The sequence below is a fragment of the Arthrobacter sp. CAN_A214 genome, assembly GCF_015751955.1.
In the GTDB taxonomy this organism is placed as follows: Bacteria; Actinomycetota; Actinomycetes; order Actinomycetales; family Micrococcaceae; genus Arthrobacter_D.
This window is the reverse complement of record NZ_JADOUU010000003.1, coordinates 286,662-304,512: the sequence shown is the minus strand read 5'-3', so window position 1 is coordinate 304,512 and position 17,851 is coordinate 286,662. Positions and strand designations below refer to the sequence as shown.

The 17,851-nt window shown below is 60.0% G+C and carries 8 protein-coding genes; 5 read left to right on the top strand and 3 right to left on the bottom strand.

The window, feature by feature from the left end; genetic code table 11:
- Positions 1-1,089: 1,089 nt before the first annotated feature.
- Positions 1,090-2,700, bottom strand: a complete 1,611-nt coding sequence (locus IWX65_RS04990; RefSeq protein WP_196881320.1) for an SIR2 family protein — start codon at positions 2,698-2,700, stop codon at positions 1,090-1,092.
- A 151-nt stretch (positions 2,701-2,851) separates the two neighbouring features.
- Here IWX65_RS04990 and IWX65_RS04985 point away from each other — a divergent pair, with 151 nt between their 5' ends.
- Positions 2,852-9,337, top strand: coding sequence for a DUF4011 domain-containing protein (locus IWX65_RS04985; protein WP_196881319.1), 6,486 nt, complete (start codon positions 2,852-2,854; stop codon positions 9,335-9,337).
- Between the two features lie 92 nt (positions 9,338-9,429).
- Positions 9,430-10,119, top strand: coding sequence for a DUF6308 family protein (locus IWX65_RS04980; RefSeq protein ID WP_196881318.1), 690 nt, complete (start codon positions 9,430-9,432; stop codon positions 10,117-10,119).
- 207 nt (positions 10,120-10,326) lie between these two features.
- On the opposite strand, the gene IWX65_RS04975 is transcribed toward IWX65_RS04980, so the two are convergent.
- Positions 10,327-10,560: a hypothetical protein gene (locus IWX65_RS04975; protein WP_196881317.1), complete on the bottom strand. Its 234-nt coding sequence runs from the start codon at positions 10,558-10,560 to the stop codon at positions 10,327-10,329.
- A gap of 283 nt (positions 10,561-10,843) precedes the next feature.
- Complete coding sequence (locus tag IWX65_RS04970) at positions 10,844-12,157, bottom strand: hypothetical protein (protein ID WP_196881316.1); 1,314 nt, start codon at positions 12,155-12,157, stop codon at positions 10,844-10,846.
- A 349-nt stretch (positions 12,158-12,506) separates the two neighbouring features.
- Here IWX65_RS04970 and IWX65_RS04965 point away from each other — a divergent pair, with 349 nt between their 5' ends.
- From IWX65_RS04965 to IWX65_RS04955, 3 genes are read left to right on the top strand one after another with little or no spacing between them, the layout of a single operon-like run.
- The gene (locus tag IWX65_RS04965) at positions 12,507-13,964 is read left to right on the top strand and encodes an ATP-binding protein (protein WP_196881315.1); all 1,458 of its coding nucleotides are present in this window, start codon (positions 12,507-12,509) and stop codon (positions 13,962-13,964) included.
- Complete coding sequence (locus tag IWX65_RS04960) at positions 13,961-16,870, top strand: Z1 domain-containing protein (protein WP_196881314.1); 2,910 nt, start codon at positions 13,961-13,963, stop codon at positions 16,868-16,870. The genes IWX65_RS04965 and IWX65_RS04960 overlap by 4 nt, the downstream gene beginning before the upstream one ends.
- Positions 16,867-17,850, top strand: coding sequence for a PD-(D/E)XK motif protein (locus IWX65_RS04955; RefSeq protein WP_196881313.1), 984 nt, complete (start codon positions 16,867-16,869; stop codon positions 17,848-17,850). Before IWX65_RS04960 ends, IWX65_RS04955 begins: the two co-directional genes overlap by 4 nt.
- The last annotated feature ends 1 nt before the right edge of the window (position 17,851 follow it).

Genomic DNA, 17,851 nt, shown 5'->3' with positions numbered 1-17,851 from the left:
TTCGTAGGTAGCCAAACTCAGAGGCATCGGGAGTTCGAGAATTTGTACGTCCAGCGGTATTGGGACTTACTGGATCGCATGTCCTTCAATTTGTACATGAATAAACCCCTGCGTCTGCTATCTGGAAGCAACAAACGAGTCATTCACGCATACCTGCGACTATGTGAGGATGAGCTTGATCTACGCGAACAGGGTTTCATCACCGATCGAACCTGGAAGGTCTGGTCATTGGGTATGCGCGCTCAGCTGAAGAGTGAGCCATATGCGGCAGAATTGCAAAAGCTTGGACTGGACGACCTTCCTGCTTTGCGCCAATTCCTGCCCACTGGAAGGGATCCACTTTTGTGGCGGTGGTATAAGCGATGGTGGTCAGGTCTCCGCTAGGCGAATCTGTTCGATGCCATCGTGCAGATTCGTGCAACGCTCTAACAAGACCAAACCGGGTACCCGGACCAGACCGCCCGCGCTTGGCCAGCACCGTTGCAAGCATTCACGGAGTATCTTTCAGCAACCAAATTGCCGGCTCCACCGTCTTCATCTCGGAATCCTGCCGCGCCCGCATATAGATCGGCGGACCAGCAGCGCGACCGCTTTAGCGACAGTCCTCCGGAGGACACCCAGCCGTGCTGCTATCGACCTCATCGACTGACCCCCGACAGAATGCAACCGCCAAATCGTATGGAACATATGGCTGAGTCTTCAACCGTCACAGCGGCTCAGTTTTAGACCCTCACCGAGAGCCAGCGGCCAGCGTCTGACTTCGGTAGCGATTGAAATGCAATCCCTCATTCAGTTCCACTGCCAAGCCGCCTACGAACGCGAGATCCTAGGCGCCCGGTCGGAGAGCCGGGCCCTGTTCTGTCCCACAGAACTCGTGGTACGTCTGCAGGATGTTCTGTGCCAGGGCGTCCTCGAGATAGTGAAGCCGCGGGGGCGCCGGCACGACGGTTGCCGGCCTGCCTCCTCGAGTAGCTCCCGCAGTACGGCAGCACGTTGTCCTGTCTCACCATGATTCGGTGCAGCCCTTCGTTAGTCGCTCGGGTTTGCGCCTTCTAGGTCGTGTCACCCCAGGCTGTATACGAAACCAGATCATCGGAGGTATTTCGCTTGAGTCTTGGAGCTCTGCGGGTCCGATAACTCCGCCCCCAGATTCTCAAGCATCGCGAGGACCCGAATCCCTCCGCTGCTTGCTCGCTCCTCAGCCGAGAGACTATCGCCGAGTTGCAGCAGTTTGGCGCGGACGGAGGATTCCTCGTGCGTGAGTACCTCCTTATACCCGTCGGCAAGGAGATAGGTATGGCTATCCACAGCGTGCGCCAGAAGCGCATCCAGGAAGATCTCCAGGGTCCGGGCAGCAGCGGGGACGTCCAAGTCATCACTCATCGGCAGAAGCGTGAGCTTGTCCTTCCATGCGTATTCGTCGAGCGGGTCACGGGACAGGGTGAGAGCGGTAGCAATCTCACCCTTGTCCGACGACAGATCCGGAAAGGCTCGGCGGACGTCATGGACGATCTCGTGGAAGTGGTCATCGGTCAGCCCGAAGCCTACGAAGAGCAGGTGATGGGTGATCAGGTTGGCCTTCACGAGCGCGGAAAGTGCCGAGCGCGACGCATCGAAGCCCAGGTAGTCCTCGCGGGTAAGGACGATCGATTCCGGATGAGTCACCGAGCCGTGGAGCTTGAGCAGCCAACGGTCTCGCTGCCCGGACGTTCCGGTGGGTATGACGGCGGTCGGGGTGCCCGCATCGAGACAGGCTCTCTCGAACAGGTCATCGTAGTTCAGGGTGATGGCCTGCCTGCAGGGCAGACTGGCCAGAAGCGCCGGCGCAAGACCGTAGCGTTCCAGCGTGACCTCGTCGACGATGGCATCGTTCAGCGACAGCTCGCGCTGATCGAAAATGGTCCGCAAAATGCTGGCCTGGTCCAGCACGTTGCGCTTCTGTAGCTCGGCAAGCTCATCCTCGCTGAGTCCTACCCGCGCGGCGAGCTTGCTGATCAATTCCGACCATGTGGGGGCTCCCGCGCTGACGCTCACGCCGGCGCCCATGAAGGGGACCAGCTGATGCGTGCGGGCTCGCTTCGCAAGCGCTATGGCTTGATTCCTCAGGGCCGGGGCCAGTACTCGACCCCAGGTTCCGGCATCGCGCTTCCTGAGTTGTTGGGCGAGAGCGAAGTCCCGTTGATCCCGAAGAACGAGGACGACATCAACTCCCTCCTGCGTGGCGGCGTCCAGTGACACCCGAAGAAGGGTGGTCAGAATCTCGCCACGGATCGGACCCGCACCGCCGCCACCGGTGCCGAAGAGCGGCAGCGCCAGAAGCGGAACCGGCCGATTGGAGGGCATTCTGACTTTGACCGATTCGGTGGCACTTGCGCGCCGTTTCCGCACGGCAGTTGCGGCGGTCTGAATGAAGTGAGTGATAGCGGGAATGATCTGCTCGGCACTCGTGATGCCGTCGATCGGCACGGCCGTGAGCACGGGAAGCGGCCAGTTGAGTGGCCAGTCCGGAGGGAAGAATGCGGGTTCCTCGTTCAGATAGAACCGCTTAGCGCGCTCCGGCGCTACGGCTGTCTCGAGACCGGGAATACCGTGAGTCCACTCCCGGCTGACCCGCGGTCTATGGTCAGTTGGCAGCAGCCAGGCATCACATGCGATGTTCTTCAGATCGCCCATCGTGACGAAGACGTGTGAGGTATTCATGCTCGTTCCTATCACGCACTCACCGGCGAGAGGGTGCTCAGAGCCCCGTCAACCGCAGCGAATCCGCACTTTTGCGGTCGGTGTCACACCTTCGTACTACGCTGTTCCCAACGGTGTGACGAACACCATCGCTGGGGACATAGGGGACAATATGGGGCTATCGAACCGCGAGTTCGTCGGGCGCGCGCTGGACGTCATGGCCGAAGGGCTGGAGCCAGTCATTCGCGCGACCCTGGAGCAGGTTGCTCCAGGGGTCGAGTGGCCGCGCATCCTGGAGCACAAGGACGACCTCCAGCACCGGGAATCCAAGCAGCTCAAAGCCACCGATCCTCAGGTCCAGCTGCGGGTGCTCACCGAGCGTCTCGGCGGGCTAGGATACCCCTTCGATCTGTCGCCCGAAGGTCGGGCCTACGCCAGCGAGATGCGCCAGGTGCGTAACCTCTGGGCACACAACGAGCCGTTCACCGATGACGACGTGCAGCGGTACCTCGACACGTCCTGTCGGCTCCTTCGAGCACTGGGCGCCGACACTGAAGCGGAGCAGACCCTATCGCTCCTAGCCGAGGTTAAGAAGCGGGCGGCGCAGCCGGACTCGCACTCCGGCCAGGACACGACCGGGTCAGACGGAACGGACGGCGAGGATACACCGCCGACCGTCGTCGAGGACTCCCGAGCAACAACGGAGCCCGCCGGAGCTGCGGCACCTCAGTCGCTCATCTTCGACTCCGCCCCTGAACTGAGTTACGCCATGGCGTACAACGGTCAGCGCATCATCAGTCGACTCACCATCACCAACGCCGGGCCGGAAATTAGGGGAGCGGTCCTCAAACTGAGTGTCTCGGGCGAATCGGGCCTCGTAACCCAGCCGTCAGAGCATTACCTCGACATCCCGCCGAACCAGACGGTCATGATCGCGGAACCCGAGGTCCGTGCTGATCCAGCTGTGTTGCTTCAGCTTCAGGATCGACAGCCCGGGGTCATTCAAGCCGGCCTCGAAGTCGACGGTCAGCTTCTCGCTCAGCACGCCGTACCGATCGAGCTGCTCGCGGCGCACCACTGGCGTCATTATCCCGGACTGTTGACCCTGGAGTCCCTTGCCGCCCTCGTCCAACCGAATCATCCCGCCGTCGCCGCGCTCTGTTCTGAAGCCTCGGATCTCCTCTTGGCGACCACGGGCAGTGGCTCGCTCGAGGGCTACCAGGCCGGACCCGAACGCACTGACCAGATAGCGGAAGCGCTCGCTCAGGCACTCTGGGACCGCGAAGTCCGCTATAGCGAGCCACCGGCCTCTTGGGGTCAGCGCGCACAACGTGTCCGGAACGCCGATGAGGTTCTCAACGGGCGCTTCGGCACCTGCCTCGACACCGTCGTCGTGCTTGCCGCAGCGATGGAGTTCGCCGGTCTGCAGGCGAACCTCTGGCTCGTTCAGGGGCATATCTTCCTCGGTTACTGGCGCGACCAGGCGAACTTCAAGATACCGGCAGTCGAGGATCCCGCGTCGTTGGTCAACGCGATCGACCTCAAGTGGATCCGCCTCATCGAGACCACGCTGCTGACCGATGCTAAACACCACACCATGGAGGAACTGCACGAGCGCCCATATGCGAGATGGCTTACCGGAGACATGGAGGAGGTGCTGGGAGTCGTCGACCTCTACGCAGCACGGCACTCCGGCATCCGTCCGATCCCGGTCCGGTTCATCGACGGCGCTGGCACGGTAACCGTCATCGAGTACACCCCGCCTCGCCGAGAGACGCCGGTCGTCGCGCCCGCGCAGGAGCAGAGGGAGCGTCGCCGCACCCAACGGCCTGAACCGCCCACCCGCGTCACCCAGTGGAAGAACACTCTCCTCGATCTGAGCCTGCGTAACCGCCTTATCAACTTCACAGCGACGGCTCGGTTCCCCCTTGCCGTGCCTGATGCGCAGGTCGGAAATTTCGAGGACATGATCAACCACGGCAAGGACATCATGCTGGCGCCCTCCGACGAGGTCTCCGCGATGCAGGCCGAGCGCGGCGTCCGCTTCGGGCGGGACCTGCCCCAGGACGAACTCGCTGACCTGCTCATCAGCGAGCACGCGGTATTTGCTGATGTCACCCGGGGTGCCTACCAGACTCGCATGCGCAATCTTGCTTACAAAGCGAGGACCCTGATCGAGGAGACCGGCGCCAACAACCTGTATCTGGCGCTGGGCTCGCTCGTCTGGAATCTTGATGGACGAGACCTGCGGTCGCCACTAGTCCTGGTGCCCGTCCGGCTCCGCCCCACTTCCAAGCAGGGCCCATACCAGATCAGCCTCGACGACGCGGGCACCTCCACGCCCAACTACTGCCTTCTCGAGAAGCTCCGGCTCTCGTTGGGTCTAGAAATCCCTGGTCTCGCCGAACCGGCAGAGGACGATGCCGGCATCGATCTTCATAAGGCGTTCGAAGCGGTTCGAGTAGCCGTTGCCGAAAAGGGACTGCCGTTCCGCGTCGAACCGACGGTGGACCTGTCGATTCTCCAGTTCGCCAAGTTCAGGCTGTGGAAGGACCTCGACGAACGCTGGGACGAGTTGTGCAAGAACCCGCTGGTGCATCACCTCGTTCACTCGCCAGCGGAGTCCTTCACCGATCGGGTGCAGAACGCCTCCGCCGAGGACCTGGACCTCCTCGCCACGAAGGTGCCGATCCCGGCTGACTCGTCGCAACTGCAGGCCATCGCCGAAGCGGTGGCAGGGAAGACGTTCGTCCTGGAAGGCCCTCCCGGCACCGGGAAGTCGCAGACGATCACGAACCTCCTCACGCGCGCGATCGCCGAAGGTAAGCGCGTCCTGTTCGTGGCGGAGAAGAGGGCGGCGCTCGACGTCGTGCAGAAACGCCTCGACGAGGTCGGTATGGGAGTCTTCTCCCTCGACCTGCACGACAAGGGGAGCAAGCCCGCCGCCGTCCGTCGGCAGATCCGACAGGCGTTGGACCATGTGACTTACCCGGATCGCCAGGGCCTCGACGCAGCGCTTGGTGAGCTAAACAACGCGCGCCGTGGTCTGGTGCGCTACGCAACGCGGCTGCATGAGGAGAACAGCGCTGAGCTCTCGCTGTACTCCGCCCGCACCCAGGAACTCACCATCGGCGGAGAAGTCAGCCCTCTTCCCGTGCCCGATTCCTTCGTCGAGGCAGTGTCGCTACCGCGGCTGCAGCAGCTCCGAACCGTTCTGTCCGAACTCCCCGATGCCGCCGAGCCCGCCGACCCGGGCGAGGATCATCCCTGGGGCTTTCTGGACAGGCCGCTCAGTGGAGCCGACGCGGTGGTGGTGTTCGGCGCGGCACGGCGGCTGCAGGTGGCGCTCAATCATTTGCCTGCGTCGGAGGTGCTCCTCACCGTCCTCATGGCGGCCCGTACGGTGGAGGACTTCGAGAAGTTCGCGGTCCTGCTCCCGTCACGGACCATAGATATCGAGGTGTTGGACGAAGCGGGAACGGACCGGTGGGCCGTGGCCACCCAGAACCTCCGGACCCATATGAGCGCATTTCTCGCCGCGTCCCATCCGGGTCTCGACAAGGTGGTACCGGAGGTTCTCGATTTGCCGATTGCCGACATTCATGCGGAAGCGGTCACGGCGGCGGCATCGGGATTCTTCGGCCGGAAAAAGCGGCTTGTCGCCGTGCGGGAAAGAATTGCTTCCCACATCCGGCCCGGTGCGGAGGTGAAGCCCAACGCGCTGCCTGAACTGACGGGTGCACTGATGGCAGTTCAGGGCGCCGTTCGGGGACTTGCGTCAGGGGCCACATCCATCCCCGGGATCGAGTTGCCGACGTCGTGGAATCCCTTCACTGCCGAAGGGCAGGAATACCTCGGACGCAACGTGCAGTGGCTCGAGTGGGCTTCCACAGTCATCAAGGCTCCTCCAGCCCACGCGGAGGAGGACTTCGTGCCGGTCATGCGGTCCTTTTTCCGGGCGGGGTCACCCGTCGACCAGGTTACGGTCGACGTTGTCGTCTCACTGTCCCGTGCCGTCCGCGACCTGGTGTCCGTCGCTGGTCTCGACGAGGTAGCTCTGGCGAACTGGCTGGGTGGGCAGCAGTTTCTGACCCGGTGGGAGAAGACCGGACGTGGCCGGGGCGTCGAGGGCGACGAATCGCCGACCTTACGCCGCTGGCTCGTCTTCCTGCATGCGCTGGAGCCGTTGCGCAGGGAAGGCCTTGTCCATGCGCGGGAGGAGTTGAAGTTAGGGCACATCGAGGCCGACGACGCCGGACGCGCTTTCGAGCTTGGACTCACCGAAGCGTCGCAGCGCGAGCGTGCAGCGGCGTCGGGCCTGAACAACTTCGAGCCCCGTACTCATGAGCGGATGATCGGTCGGTTCACCGCTCGATCATCCGAGGTGCGACAGGAACTGACGACGGCGCTGCCCGATGATGTGCTCAAGGCGCGGACTTTCAACGCCGATTCGAGTGGGGGCCGCATGGGTTTGCTGCAGCGCCAGCTGAACTACAAGACCGGCGGGCTGCGCGTCCGTGCGCTGCTGGAGACGCACGGCGACCTGATCACGCGGATCATGCCGTGCGTGCTCGTCAGCCCGGATTCGGTGGCACGCTTCTTCCCTGCGACGGCGGAGCTCTTCGATCTTGTGGTCTTCGACGAAGCGTCACAAATTCGTGTAGCGGACGCGGTGGGTGCCATGGGTCGCGGGCGCGCTGTCGTCGTCGTGGGCGACAGCAAGCAGATGCCGCCGACGTCCTTCGCCGAAACCACCACGGACCGCGACGAAGACGCCGAACTGGCCAACGAGACGGTGGAGGACGAGGAGTCGATCCTCTCCGAGTGTGTGCTGGCGCGGGTGCCCCGGCAGTGGCTGTCCTGGCACTACCGCAGCCAGGACGAATCGCTCATCGCGTTCAGCAATCAGCAGTACTACGACAACAAGCTGTCCTCCTTCCCTGCGCCGGTCCACGGACCGGCCAATGCAGGCCCTGAAGGGTACGGCATCAGCCTCGTCCGGGTGGATGGCCGTTTCCACCGATCAGGGGTGGGGAAACTCCTGCGAACCAACCCGGTCGAGGCAGTCGCCGTAGTGGACGAGATCAAGCGCCGATTCGACGCCTCGCCCGCTGTAGCGCCGTCCATCGGGGTGGTCACCTTCAACCTGCAACAGCGGGCGTACATCGAAGCACTTCTGCGTGATTCGGAGGATTCGCGCATTGCTGACGCGCTGGAGGTTGCGGACGGTCTGTTCGTGAAGAACCTCGAGAACGTGCAGGGCGACGAGCGGGACACCATCCTCTTCTCCACGGGGTTCAGCAAGAACGACCGCGGATACCTCCCGCTGAACTTTGGCCCGCTGAACCGCAGTGGTGGTGAGCGCAGGCTCAATGTCGCCGTTACCCGTGCTCGGCGCCAGGTTGTCGTGTTCTCCAGTTTCGATCCGGCCGATCTACGGGCGGAGGAAACGTCCTCGGTCGGGGTCAAGCACCTCCGAAGCTACCTGGAGATCGCGGCTCACGGGCCCAGCGCACTGCCGTTCGACGGACGCCGAAAGCCTGCGATCGACCGTCACCGGGAGCAAATTGCCGGCGCGCTGCGCGAGCAAGGTTTCGCTGTCACCACGGACGTCGGCCTGTCGGACTTCAAGGTCGACATCAGCGTCGCGACCGCGGAGGAGCCGGGCCGCCCGCTGATGGCGGTGCTGCTGGATTCGCCGGCTTGGGCTGCTCGAGCGACGGTGGGGGACCGGGACGGACTTCCCTCCGATGTCCTGTCACGGATGCTCCGCTGGCCGGCTGTGGAACGGGTCTGGCTCCCTGAATGGCTGGTCGACTCCGCCGCGGTGATCGAACGCCTGCGTGCCGCGGTGGTGTCTGCACAGCAGATTATCGTCGACGGGTTCGAGGTTGCGTCCGAGGACCCGACTAATGATCCGGCTGCTCAGGGCGCCGATGCTCAGTCGGACGTATCCAAACAAGAAGAGCATGCTGATTCAATGCCGGATGTCTATCTGTCGGCTCCGGATATGGAACAGGCGCTAGAACAGGAGGAAGACTTCGAACCGATTCGTGCTGCGACAACGGACACGACCGCCGCAGCGGACACCACCAATGCCAGCATCTACCGGCCGTGGAGTCCAAGGGTAATCGGCGGGATCGAGGTTCTCGACACCCTCTCATCGTCATCGCGGTCGAGGGCGCTGGTTACGGCCGTCTTGACTCAGATCATCGATGCGGAGGGGCCGATCCATACCGTTCGTCTGGCGAAGCTGGCGTGCGCCGCATTCTCACTCAACAAAGTGAACAGTCAGCGCGCCGGAGCGGTCCTACGGTTGATCGACCAGGAGAGGTATCGCGTCGATAGCGACGCATTCGTGTGGTCTGTCGGGCTGTACTCCGACAGATGGTGCGGTTATCGCCAGAATGGGCCCGAGATCGACCGCAAGATCGAACATGTCAGCAAGGTCGAGATCGCGAACGCCATGGTGGCTGTATGCCGTAAGGCGCACGGCATCGAGCTGGAGGACCTCAAGCGCAGAGTGATTCGGGTTTTCGGCGGCATGCGGGTGACCGCCGGCATAGGGGAGCGGTTGGACGATGCAGTGCGGGACGCGCAGGAAGTCGGAAAGCTGCACGCCGACGGCGCCGGTTTCATTCGTGCGTCGCCGAAGTGACTTGATCTTCCGACCTGGATGATCGAATTCGGTTCTCAGCTCGAGAGAGCGACTCAGGATCTTCAACCACAACAACTACCGAAAAGAGCGCGATGATCTATCCACCGATTCTTCGAGTAGACCAGGTGGCCGATGCCGCTAAACTCGTCCACCGTTACTACCGGCCTATCGAGGGCAACATCAATCCTCGCACGGGCACCCGCTTCGATGACTGGGCAGGGGGCGGCGATCGTACCGAGGTTGCTGACCGGATCACCGCCGATGACCTGGTGGCTGTGTGCTTCCTATCGGTAGACATCAAGGGACGCGCAGCTATCGGTCTGCTTGAGAAGCACGCCGACGAAATCACTGAACTGCTTCGGCAGATTCCGGTCGACGTCGACCTCTGGGATGCGGACATCGAGAAGCTGAATGCACCGGGTAATCCCGCGGACGAGCTGTGGCGTCTCCTACGGGGCAGGAAGTACGGAAAGTGGGGCATCGGCCCCACCCGGGCAAGCAAGATCATGGCTCGTAAACGTTCGCGCCTGATTCCTATCTACGACTCTGTAGTTCGTCCCCTCATGGGGCTCAAGGATTCCGGAAGCCAGTGGGCCACATGGCACGCCGCGCTGACTGATGGTACCGATCTCCCCGGGCGGCTGGAGGCTATCCGCGAAGCCGCTGATGCTCCCAAACACATCTCGGCGTTGCGGGTCATGGACATCGTGCTCTGGATGCATGGCATCGAGCTTGGGCTCAAGCCTGACAATGACGATGACATAGTGGACCCCGAGGAGTAGGGGTCTCCTCCATCCTCGTGCGTCCACTGGGGTGGTTCCTGGAGTGAGCCGCTGCAGGGCGGGTACGAGCGTGAGGCCGACCTCCAGCAGCTCCCGGCCTGTCGCGTAACCCTGCACGCTTAGGCAGGGGGGAGCTGTCACCGGTGCGGATTTGCAGTCGAGCATCATGTCCTGCTCACCTGATGCTGGTCGAACCCGCCGGCGGAGTCAGATCCTGAGACTCTCGACACTCTCCTCGATGAGGCCGAACTCGTTGGCCTCCGCGTAGTCGAAGAAGTCCACCACTCGTCCGGCAACGGCGACCAGCGAATATTCGTCGAAGCCGACGACGTTGTCTCCTGGGCCGATGTAGACCCACTCGGCTTCATTTCGATAGTAGAAACGTTCGCCATTCACCAGGACGAGTACGAGGAGTACGGTACCGGCGGCATTCATCGTCACGAAAAATTCTTCATGGTCTCCAGGCGACGGGCGGCGGGGCCAACGTTCCAGTCGGGCTTGGACTACCGACGCTGGGTCCATCTCGTAGTAGAACTCGTCGTCGTGCTTGAAGTACCCCAACTTCAATATGTCCCGGTCAGCCAGGTGATCTATCGAGAGAACCGTATCGGAACCGAAATTATAGCGGTGCACCGACTTCATATCTCCCCATGTAACATCTAGCGATAACACGACCACTCCTTTGAACTGTATTGTGCTGACATCCGGCATCAGGACCAGCATCCTAGGTCGATGTTGCAATCCATGCCGTGAAGTTCGACTTCGTGACCCGCGGTCCTGCTTCGGAGCTAGGAGCGCTATTCGCATCCCAGAATGCGATGGCGAAGGGTTCCAAATCACGATCAACAGTGCATAGGAACTCTCCTCCCCCCGGACGTAAGTCGTTCTCATCGGTAGGCATATGGTTCTCCTGATCCAGGACGGGCAAGTACCCGTGCTGCCAGAATCTCCCACGACGAATTTTGCCATACCCCTTTCCGATGCTGCCACGAACCAGCCCTACTATGGAGAAGTCCGATACCTCCCCGGGATCGTCCTTGGTGACAAAATAGACCGAACGAACGGAAAACTCGGGTCGCTGAGGCTGCAGGGTCTTCGTCTCCTCTGCTACGTCCCATGTCAGGACAGCGTCCATCAGGTCCTCGAAGGCAAGCGGCATCAAGCTCCGCTCATGATCTGATTTCCTCCGGACAGGCAGCCAGGAGCCGCTGTGACGGATCCAGGTATGCGGACCGGACCGGACTAGGACCCCCATGAATTCGTCGCCTTGTGGTCGTCCTATGAGCGCGGTTTCTGCGGAGATAGTCAGTAAGGGCCGGACGGCCTCCCAGCGAAGAAGGTTGTCGTCCTTTAACTCGAACAGCATTGAATCGAAGGTCGGAATCACTCGAAACGGGACTCCCAGTGCAATCGCGGTTGCCAATTGGAGGTCGAAGGCTTCGTCCGCGGTGGGGTGCGAAAATCGAACGGTGTTGGATTCCCGTATCAACTTTTCGGCATGCTCGATGAGGACTAATCGTTGCATACGCTCACGTAACGTGAGGTGTTCTTGGAGCGTCCATCGGCCACCTGAACCGCGGCCCCACAAAAGGTCCTGCGTTGCGAGCTCAACTCGAAGGTCGGAGCGCCCTGGCAGGCGCCGAACGTACAGTTGCTGCTCCTTGATGTCGAAAACCTCGTAGGCAATATTCAATCTCAAGCCGGGGTGGTCGTACCATTCGACGGCTTGATCTACCAGGTAACCGACTTCTACTCCAATGCTCTCATCGTGCATCTGTGAATAGTCGAACAGGGAGAACTCATCATCGGCTGCGATGAGGAAGAACCAAGCGTCCTCCTCGTGGCATCGAGAAGTATCCAGCCATTCACCGTTTGTGCGGTACTGGCACTCCTGGGTGGAGCCGACAACGTACCGGACCAGAAAGAGTTCGTCATCAACCTTGGTCCGTGGAGCGTTGACAAACTGTAGCTGCCACTTATGTTCCTTCACCGGAACTAAGTGTGTTCCGGAATCAATTTCGCCATCGTCGTGAGTCAATCCAACCTGCTTCCGTTGAGTGGACTTCAAAAGGGTCCCGCATGGTCGTAGCGATCCGACCGTGGCGTCAGGAAAGCCCGGTAAGGGACGCGATTCTAGTATGTTTGGGTAACCGCCAGCTAGTCCTGCGCCATGACCTGGAGTGCTGGCGGTAAGGGGATGCACCAAACACAGGAGCGGGTCTTGCGCTAAGCAGCCGCCGCTCAAGGGCGGACTCGGGATGATCCGATAGCTGCAGCTACCCCATAATCAATCCGATACCAACCTGTCCATCGAGGGCAAGCTCATTTCGGGTGCGCAACCACTACAGTGGCTAGCAGTATTAGGAGCACGAGAAGAATGGGGACGTGTGAGCCACGTGATTGCAATGGTGCCGGATCCACATCTGATGGAATCTATGAGGGCCGTTGGTTACACATTGGAGACCGCTGTCGCGGACTTGATTGACAACTCGATCACGGCTGGTGCGACGGAGGTGAATCTTTTTTTCTCCGCTCAGCAAGAGCCTTATGTCGCGATAGTAGATAACGGCGTCGGAATGTCAGCCATCGAAGCTCAGAACGCAATGAGGCTTGCCGGTGCGAGCTCACGGGATCAGCGAGCTACCCATGACCTCGGCCGGTTTGGGCTAGGCCTGAAAACGGCGTCCATATCTCAATGTAGAGACTTGGTTCTGGTCACTAAACACGACGGTTGCCTCAGCGGTTACCGATGGGATCTCGACTACTTAATGGAAACGAAGAGTTGGAGCCTGCTGGAGCTATCCGAGGACGAGTGCCGGTTACTGCAAGCTTTTGATGAGCTCGACAAGCATGAAAACGGCACACTTGTGCTTTGGAGGAAGCTCGACCAGTTGGAAGCGACGGTCGGAGATCTGGTGGCAGGGCTCGACGCTCACATGATCGAGGTGCGCAAGCACCTGGCGCTCGTGTTTCACCGATTCCTTGCCGGAGAGCACGGCACTAAGTTTTCAATTGCCATCAACTATCGTGCCGTGACGGGCGCGGATCCGCTCCTGCAGAACCACAAAGCGACCCTTCCTGGCCCTATCGAACGGATTGACGTCGAAGGCGAGTCCATCGAGCTACGTCCGTACACTCTTCCTCACCTAAATAAGCTCTCTACTGCGGATCGACAGCGAGCGCAGGTCGAAGGCTCCATGCGCGACAGCCAGGGCTTCTACATATATCGTGAGAAGCGTCTCGTGATCTGGGGCACTTGGTTTCGCATTGCACCCAAACACGAATTAGGGAAACTCGCCCGGGTACGGGTCGATGTGCCGAACTCCCTCGATCACCTCTGGGCACTCGACATCAAGAAGGCCCAAGCCGTTCCACCGCCGAGCATCCAACGCCGCCTTCGTCAGGTTGCCAACAACATCATCGCTCCAAGCCGCAAGGTTCACGAGTACAGGGGCCGCAGCACGGGTGGGGGACAGCATACGCGGCTCTGGAACGTGTTCGACGACCGCAACTCGTTCCGATATGAAATCAACAGGGAGCATCCCGCCGTCATAGCTTTAGCATCCGAGCCGCCCAGCGGCAGTCAATCAATGGACGCATTGCTTCGTCTGCTTGAGAGAAGCTTCCCGGTGGATGACGTCTACAACCGTATGGGCCAAGATCAGACTCAACTGGACAGCAAGGACTCTGACCAAGAGTTGATGCTGCTCGCCTCATCCCTATGGAGCTCGCTGCGAGGAACGCTGACGCCCGAGGCCTTCGTGCAATCAATCGCCGTCTCTGAACCATTTGACTCCAACCCGAAGTCACGCCAAATATTGGAAGGAACGGTTAGCAAATCATGACTGATCTTAAGTTCTACTTCCCGCTGTCCTCTGTTGAAGGTGCGGTGCTGGGTATATTAACCGACCCGAAGTCAGGTGAAAGCTACCTCGGTCTTACTGAGTCGCAGGTCGAAGACGCGTTCGAGCTGGTGCTCCCTAAGATGCCAGTTGATGCGACGGATGAACAACTTCACCAGCTGCGGCGACGGGTGATGGACCGTGTAGGTGCGCACATACCTACCGGACCTGGAGATGGTCCGGTGGTAAAGAATCACATTCCATGGCTGCCCGACGTGAAGGCGGAGATCAGGTGGAACAGGTGGCGGGCCTATCGGACGATGCTTGCACGAGCCGGGCGCTCGGGGCAGATGCTGGAACGATTGGATAAGTTTACGGACGACATCCTCGACCTCGCCGGTGATCCAAAAGCAGCAGCTCCTTGGAACCGGCGCGGGCTCATCATCGGAGATGTTCAGTCAGGGAAGACGCAGAACTACCTTGGCTTAATCAATAAGGCAGCTGATGCAGGGTACCGGCTGGTGATCATCCTGTCGGGGAACACGGAGTACCTGCGCCGCCAGACTCACGAGCGCGTTGATGAAGGCTTCATCGGTCGCGACACAGCGCGAGTAGGCACGCCGAGAGGTGCCTCTCTAACGAAGGACGTTCACATCGGCGTGGGCCAAATTGATCGTAGCGTCGCGAATACCATCAGCCAGACGACTGTGCTGATGGACTACCTCCAGGCAAGCAAGAAGGCTTCGAGTATGCCGCTACCGAATGATGGTTCGGCGCCAGTCGTCTTCGTACTGAAGAAAAACAAACACGTCCTAAACGCAGTAACGGGTTGGGCCCGAAGCCAAGCGGAACATGGTCGAAAGATTGATCTGCCGCTACTTCTGCTCGACGATGAGTCTGACTACGCATCAATCAATACAGCCGCAGAGGAGGATCCGACGGCGATCAACGCTGCCATCCGCACTATCCTCGGTAGCTTCAGCAGGTCCTCCTATGTCGCCATCACGGCGACGCCGTTCGCAAACATCTTCATCGACCATGAGGCATCCGGGGCCGTGGAATCGGAGGGCGAGGTCTACGATGACCTCTTTCCTGAGGACTACATCTACCCGTTAGAGGCACCTTCGAATTACGTCGGCATGAGGGCTACGTTCGGCCGTTCGGAATCGGATAGCACGGGGTTGATGAGTCTGGCGGACGCCCAGTCGTGGATTCCGATCAAGCACAAGAAGACTCAAGTTGTATCTGCCCTTCCGGAAAGCCTCCGAAAAGCTGTGCGTGTATTTCTACTGGCTAACGCAGTCATGGACCTTCGGGTTCAGCCCCCAAAGCGTAGGTCCATGCTCGTGAACGTATCGCGCTTCACTGCAGTTCAGAACAAGGTTGGAGAACTCCTGACTCAGGAGCTTTTCAGCTACAAGTCGGCCATTGAGCTACACAGTTTGGCTTATGCGCAGGGTGTAGGGAACGCAATTCTCGATGAGTTCCGGGAGACCTTCGAGGAGGCTTACGCCGGGGTTAACGAGGATTGGGATGCTGTGCTCGAGCGGCTTCATAGTGCTGCATCCGAGGTCAGGGTCAAGGTCTACAACTCCGCGGTAAACAGCCAAGGAGAGGACGACGAGTTCGAAGAACAGGTCCCGCCGCGACAGATAGCCGTAGGTGGCGATCTACTTAGCCGTGGTCTCACCCTGGACGGGTTGGTCGTGAGTTACTTCCACAGAAGTGTTGGAGCCGCTGACACGATGATGCAGATGGCGCGATGGTTCGGGTACAGAGACGGGTTTCAGGATCTGTGTCGCCTATGGATTAGTGATAAGACCGCGGCGGATTACAGATTTGTCGCCGATGCCATTGAGGAGCTCCGCGAGGACCTCGCGCAGATGCGGCGGAATAACATGACGCCACGCGACTTTGGCTTGGCAGTCCAGCAGCATCCGGAGTCACTGCTTATCACCGCGCGGAATAAGTCGAAGCACACGCTCGTATCGGAGAAGGTAGTCAATCTGCTCGGACGGAATCTCGAAACTCGGCGCCTTTCTACGGACTTCGACGAGCAACGAGGCAACCTCACAGCGCTTGAAAATCTGCTGTCCGCTGGAGCACAGTCGGCCTCCTTCCTTGACCACACTGTTCGCGGGTACAACCGGCTTAGTCGAGTACCGAAGGAACTGGTGGCTGACTTCCTTCATCAGTTCAAGGCAGCGGGCGACGACATCTTCTTCACCGGCTCCGGTTTGGAAAATATGATTCGGGCGAGCCAGGGCGCCAAGTTCCGGGAATGGGACATCGTCCTCATGAACGGCAAGCGTGGTGATGACTCATCTCTTCTCAGGAATCACGATGGCCAGACTCTTCTCGTAGGTGGCGACACGGATAGTAACGCAGTGATCAAGGTGCATAGGCAGCTTGTACTAAGAGCCACCCCGCAGCGAGGTGCGAGGACATTCGCTCCATCGCTATGGGTCAGTGGCGCACGTGCGCGTGTCGCGGGTAGTGACGATCTCCGTCGCTTGCTAAACGAAGACGTTCAGACAGCCGCCATTGATGCATACCTGCAGACCACCACACCTGCTGCTGTGCCTGAGGGCGCCTTCTATCGCTTCCTGCCAAGGCCGCAGCTGATGATTTACTGTCTCGATCCGAACCCCGCCGTGATTCCTGATTCGGGAAGGACCAGCGGGATTCGTATCGAAGGCGATGCGACACAGGAGGACCAAGAATTAGTCGAGTCTCTACGGCAGGTGGAAGCCCTCCTCGCTCTCAAAATCGCGCTGCCCGCGGCGACTGCGTCCGATCGCGGGAACTCACCTAACGGAAGGGTGAAGTACGTGTTGAACAAAGTTGCTCAGCAATATTGGCTGGATGACTTCGAGGACCTGTTTATTGAAGACGACGAACAGCAATGAGCGCAGAGCCGTGGTCCACGGATCGCTGGGCACTCGAGGTGAATGTTGGTGGCTTAGTCGGTCTGCGTGAACTTGATCCTGAAATTCCAACCCGTTTGGTCTACGGCGGTGATCTGCGCGGACGACTAAGTTTCGGCCTGATTGCAAGAAGGATCCCCGACCTGCCAGCGATGTCATCCGCGGTCGAAGTGTCCCGGGTGAGGCGGGAGCATGACCAGTCATGGCTCCTTCTCTTCACATTGGCTGATCAAACTTTCAGCCATGTGTTCCTGCAGCTGTGCGGGCAGATCTACGCGCGGGTGCGTCAGGAATTAAATGAGGAGGCAGGACTCACTCGAGCACTGGCATCGATCGAGGAGTGGCGTTCGCTCCTCAAGGATGATCGGCAGAAGTTGAGCATTGAGAAAATCAGGGGACTTTATGCTGAGCTCGCCTTCGCGTTCGACCAGGTAGGTCCGAGAGTGGGAGTCCAATCGCTAATGGATGCCTGGCAAGGACCGTACGGCGCGGACCAGGATTTCGAATTTCCGCAGCGTCGCTACGAGGTAAAGAGTAGGCGAACCACGGCTCGAGCGATAGACATTAGCTCTGAGTATCAGTTGACAGGCACCGACATTGTGCTAGTTCTCGTCGAAGTCTTGGACAGTTCAGTACCCTTCGACGGGGCAATGTCGCTTAGTTCGAAAGTGCGAGCGGTTAGATCGACCCTTGAGACTGCCGAGCCCGGGAGTCTGGAGGGCCTCGACCAAGCACTGGAGGAACTCGGCCTTGAGCCGAACGATTCCAACTACGAGGATGTGTACCTGCACTGCCGCTCGTTCAGTTTTTTTGCAGTTTCAGAGTCATTTCCGCGAATTACCAGCGATACGACGCCCCCGGGTGTCACCAGCGTCCGCTACAAGCTTGGTCTTGATGAGCTAGCGCCCTATCAAATTGATGAAGAGGCAGCTTTTATTTCGCTTCTGAAGAGTAAGGATTAAC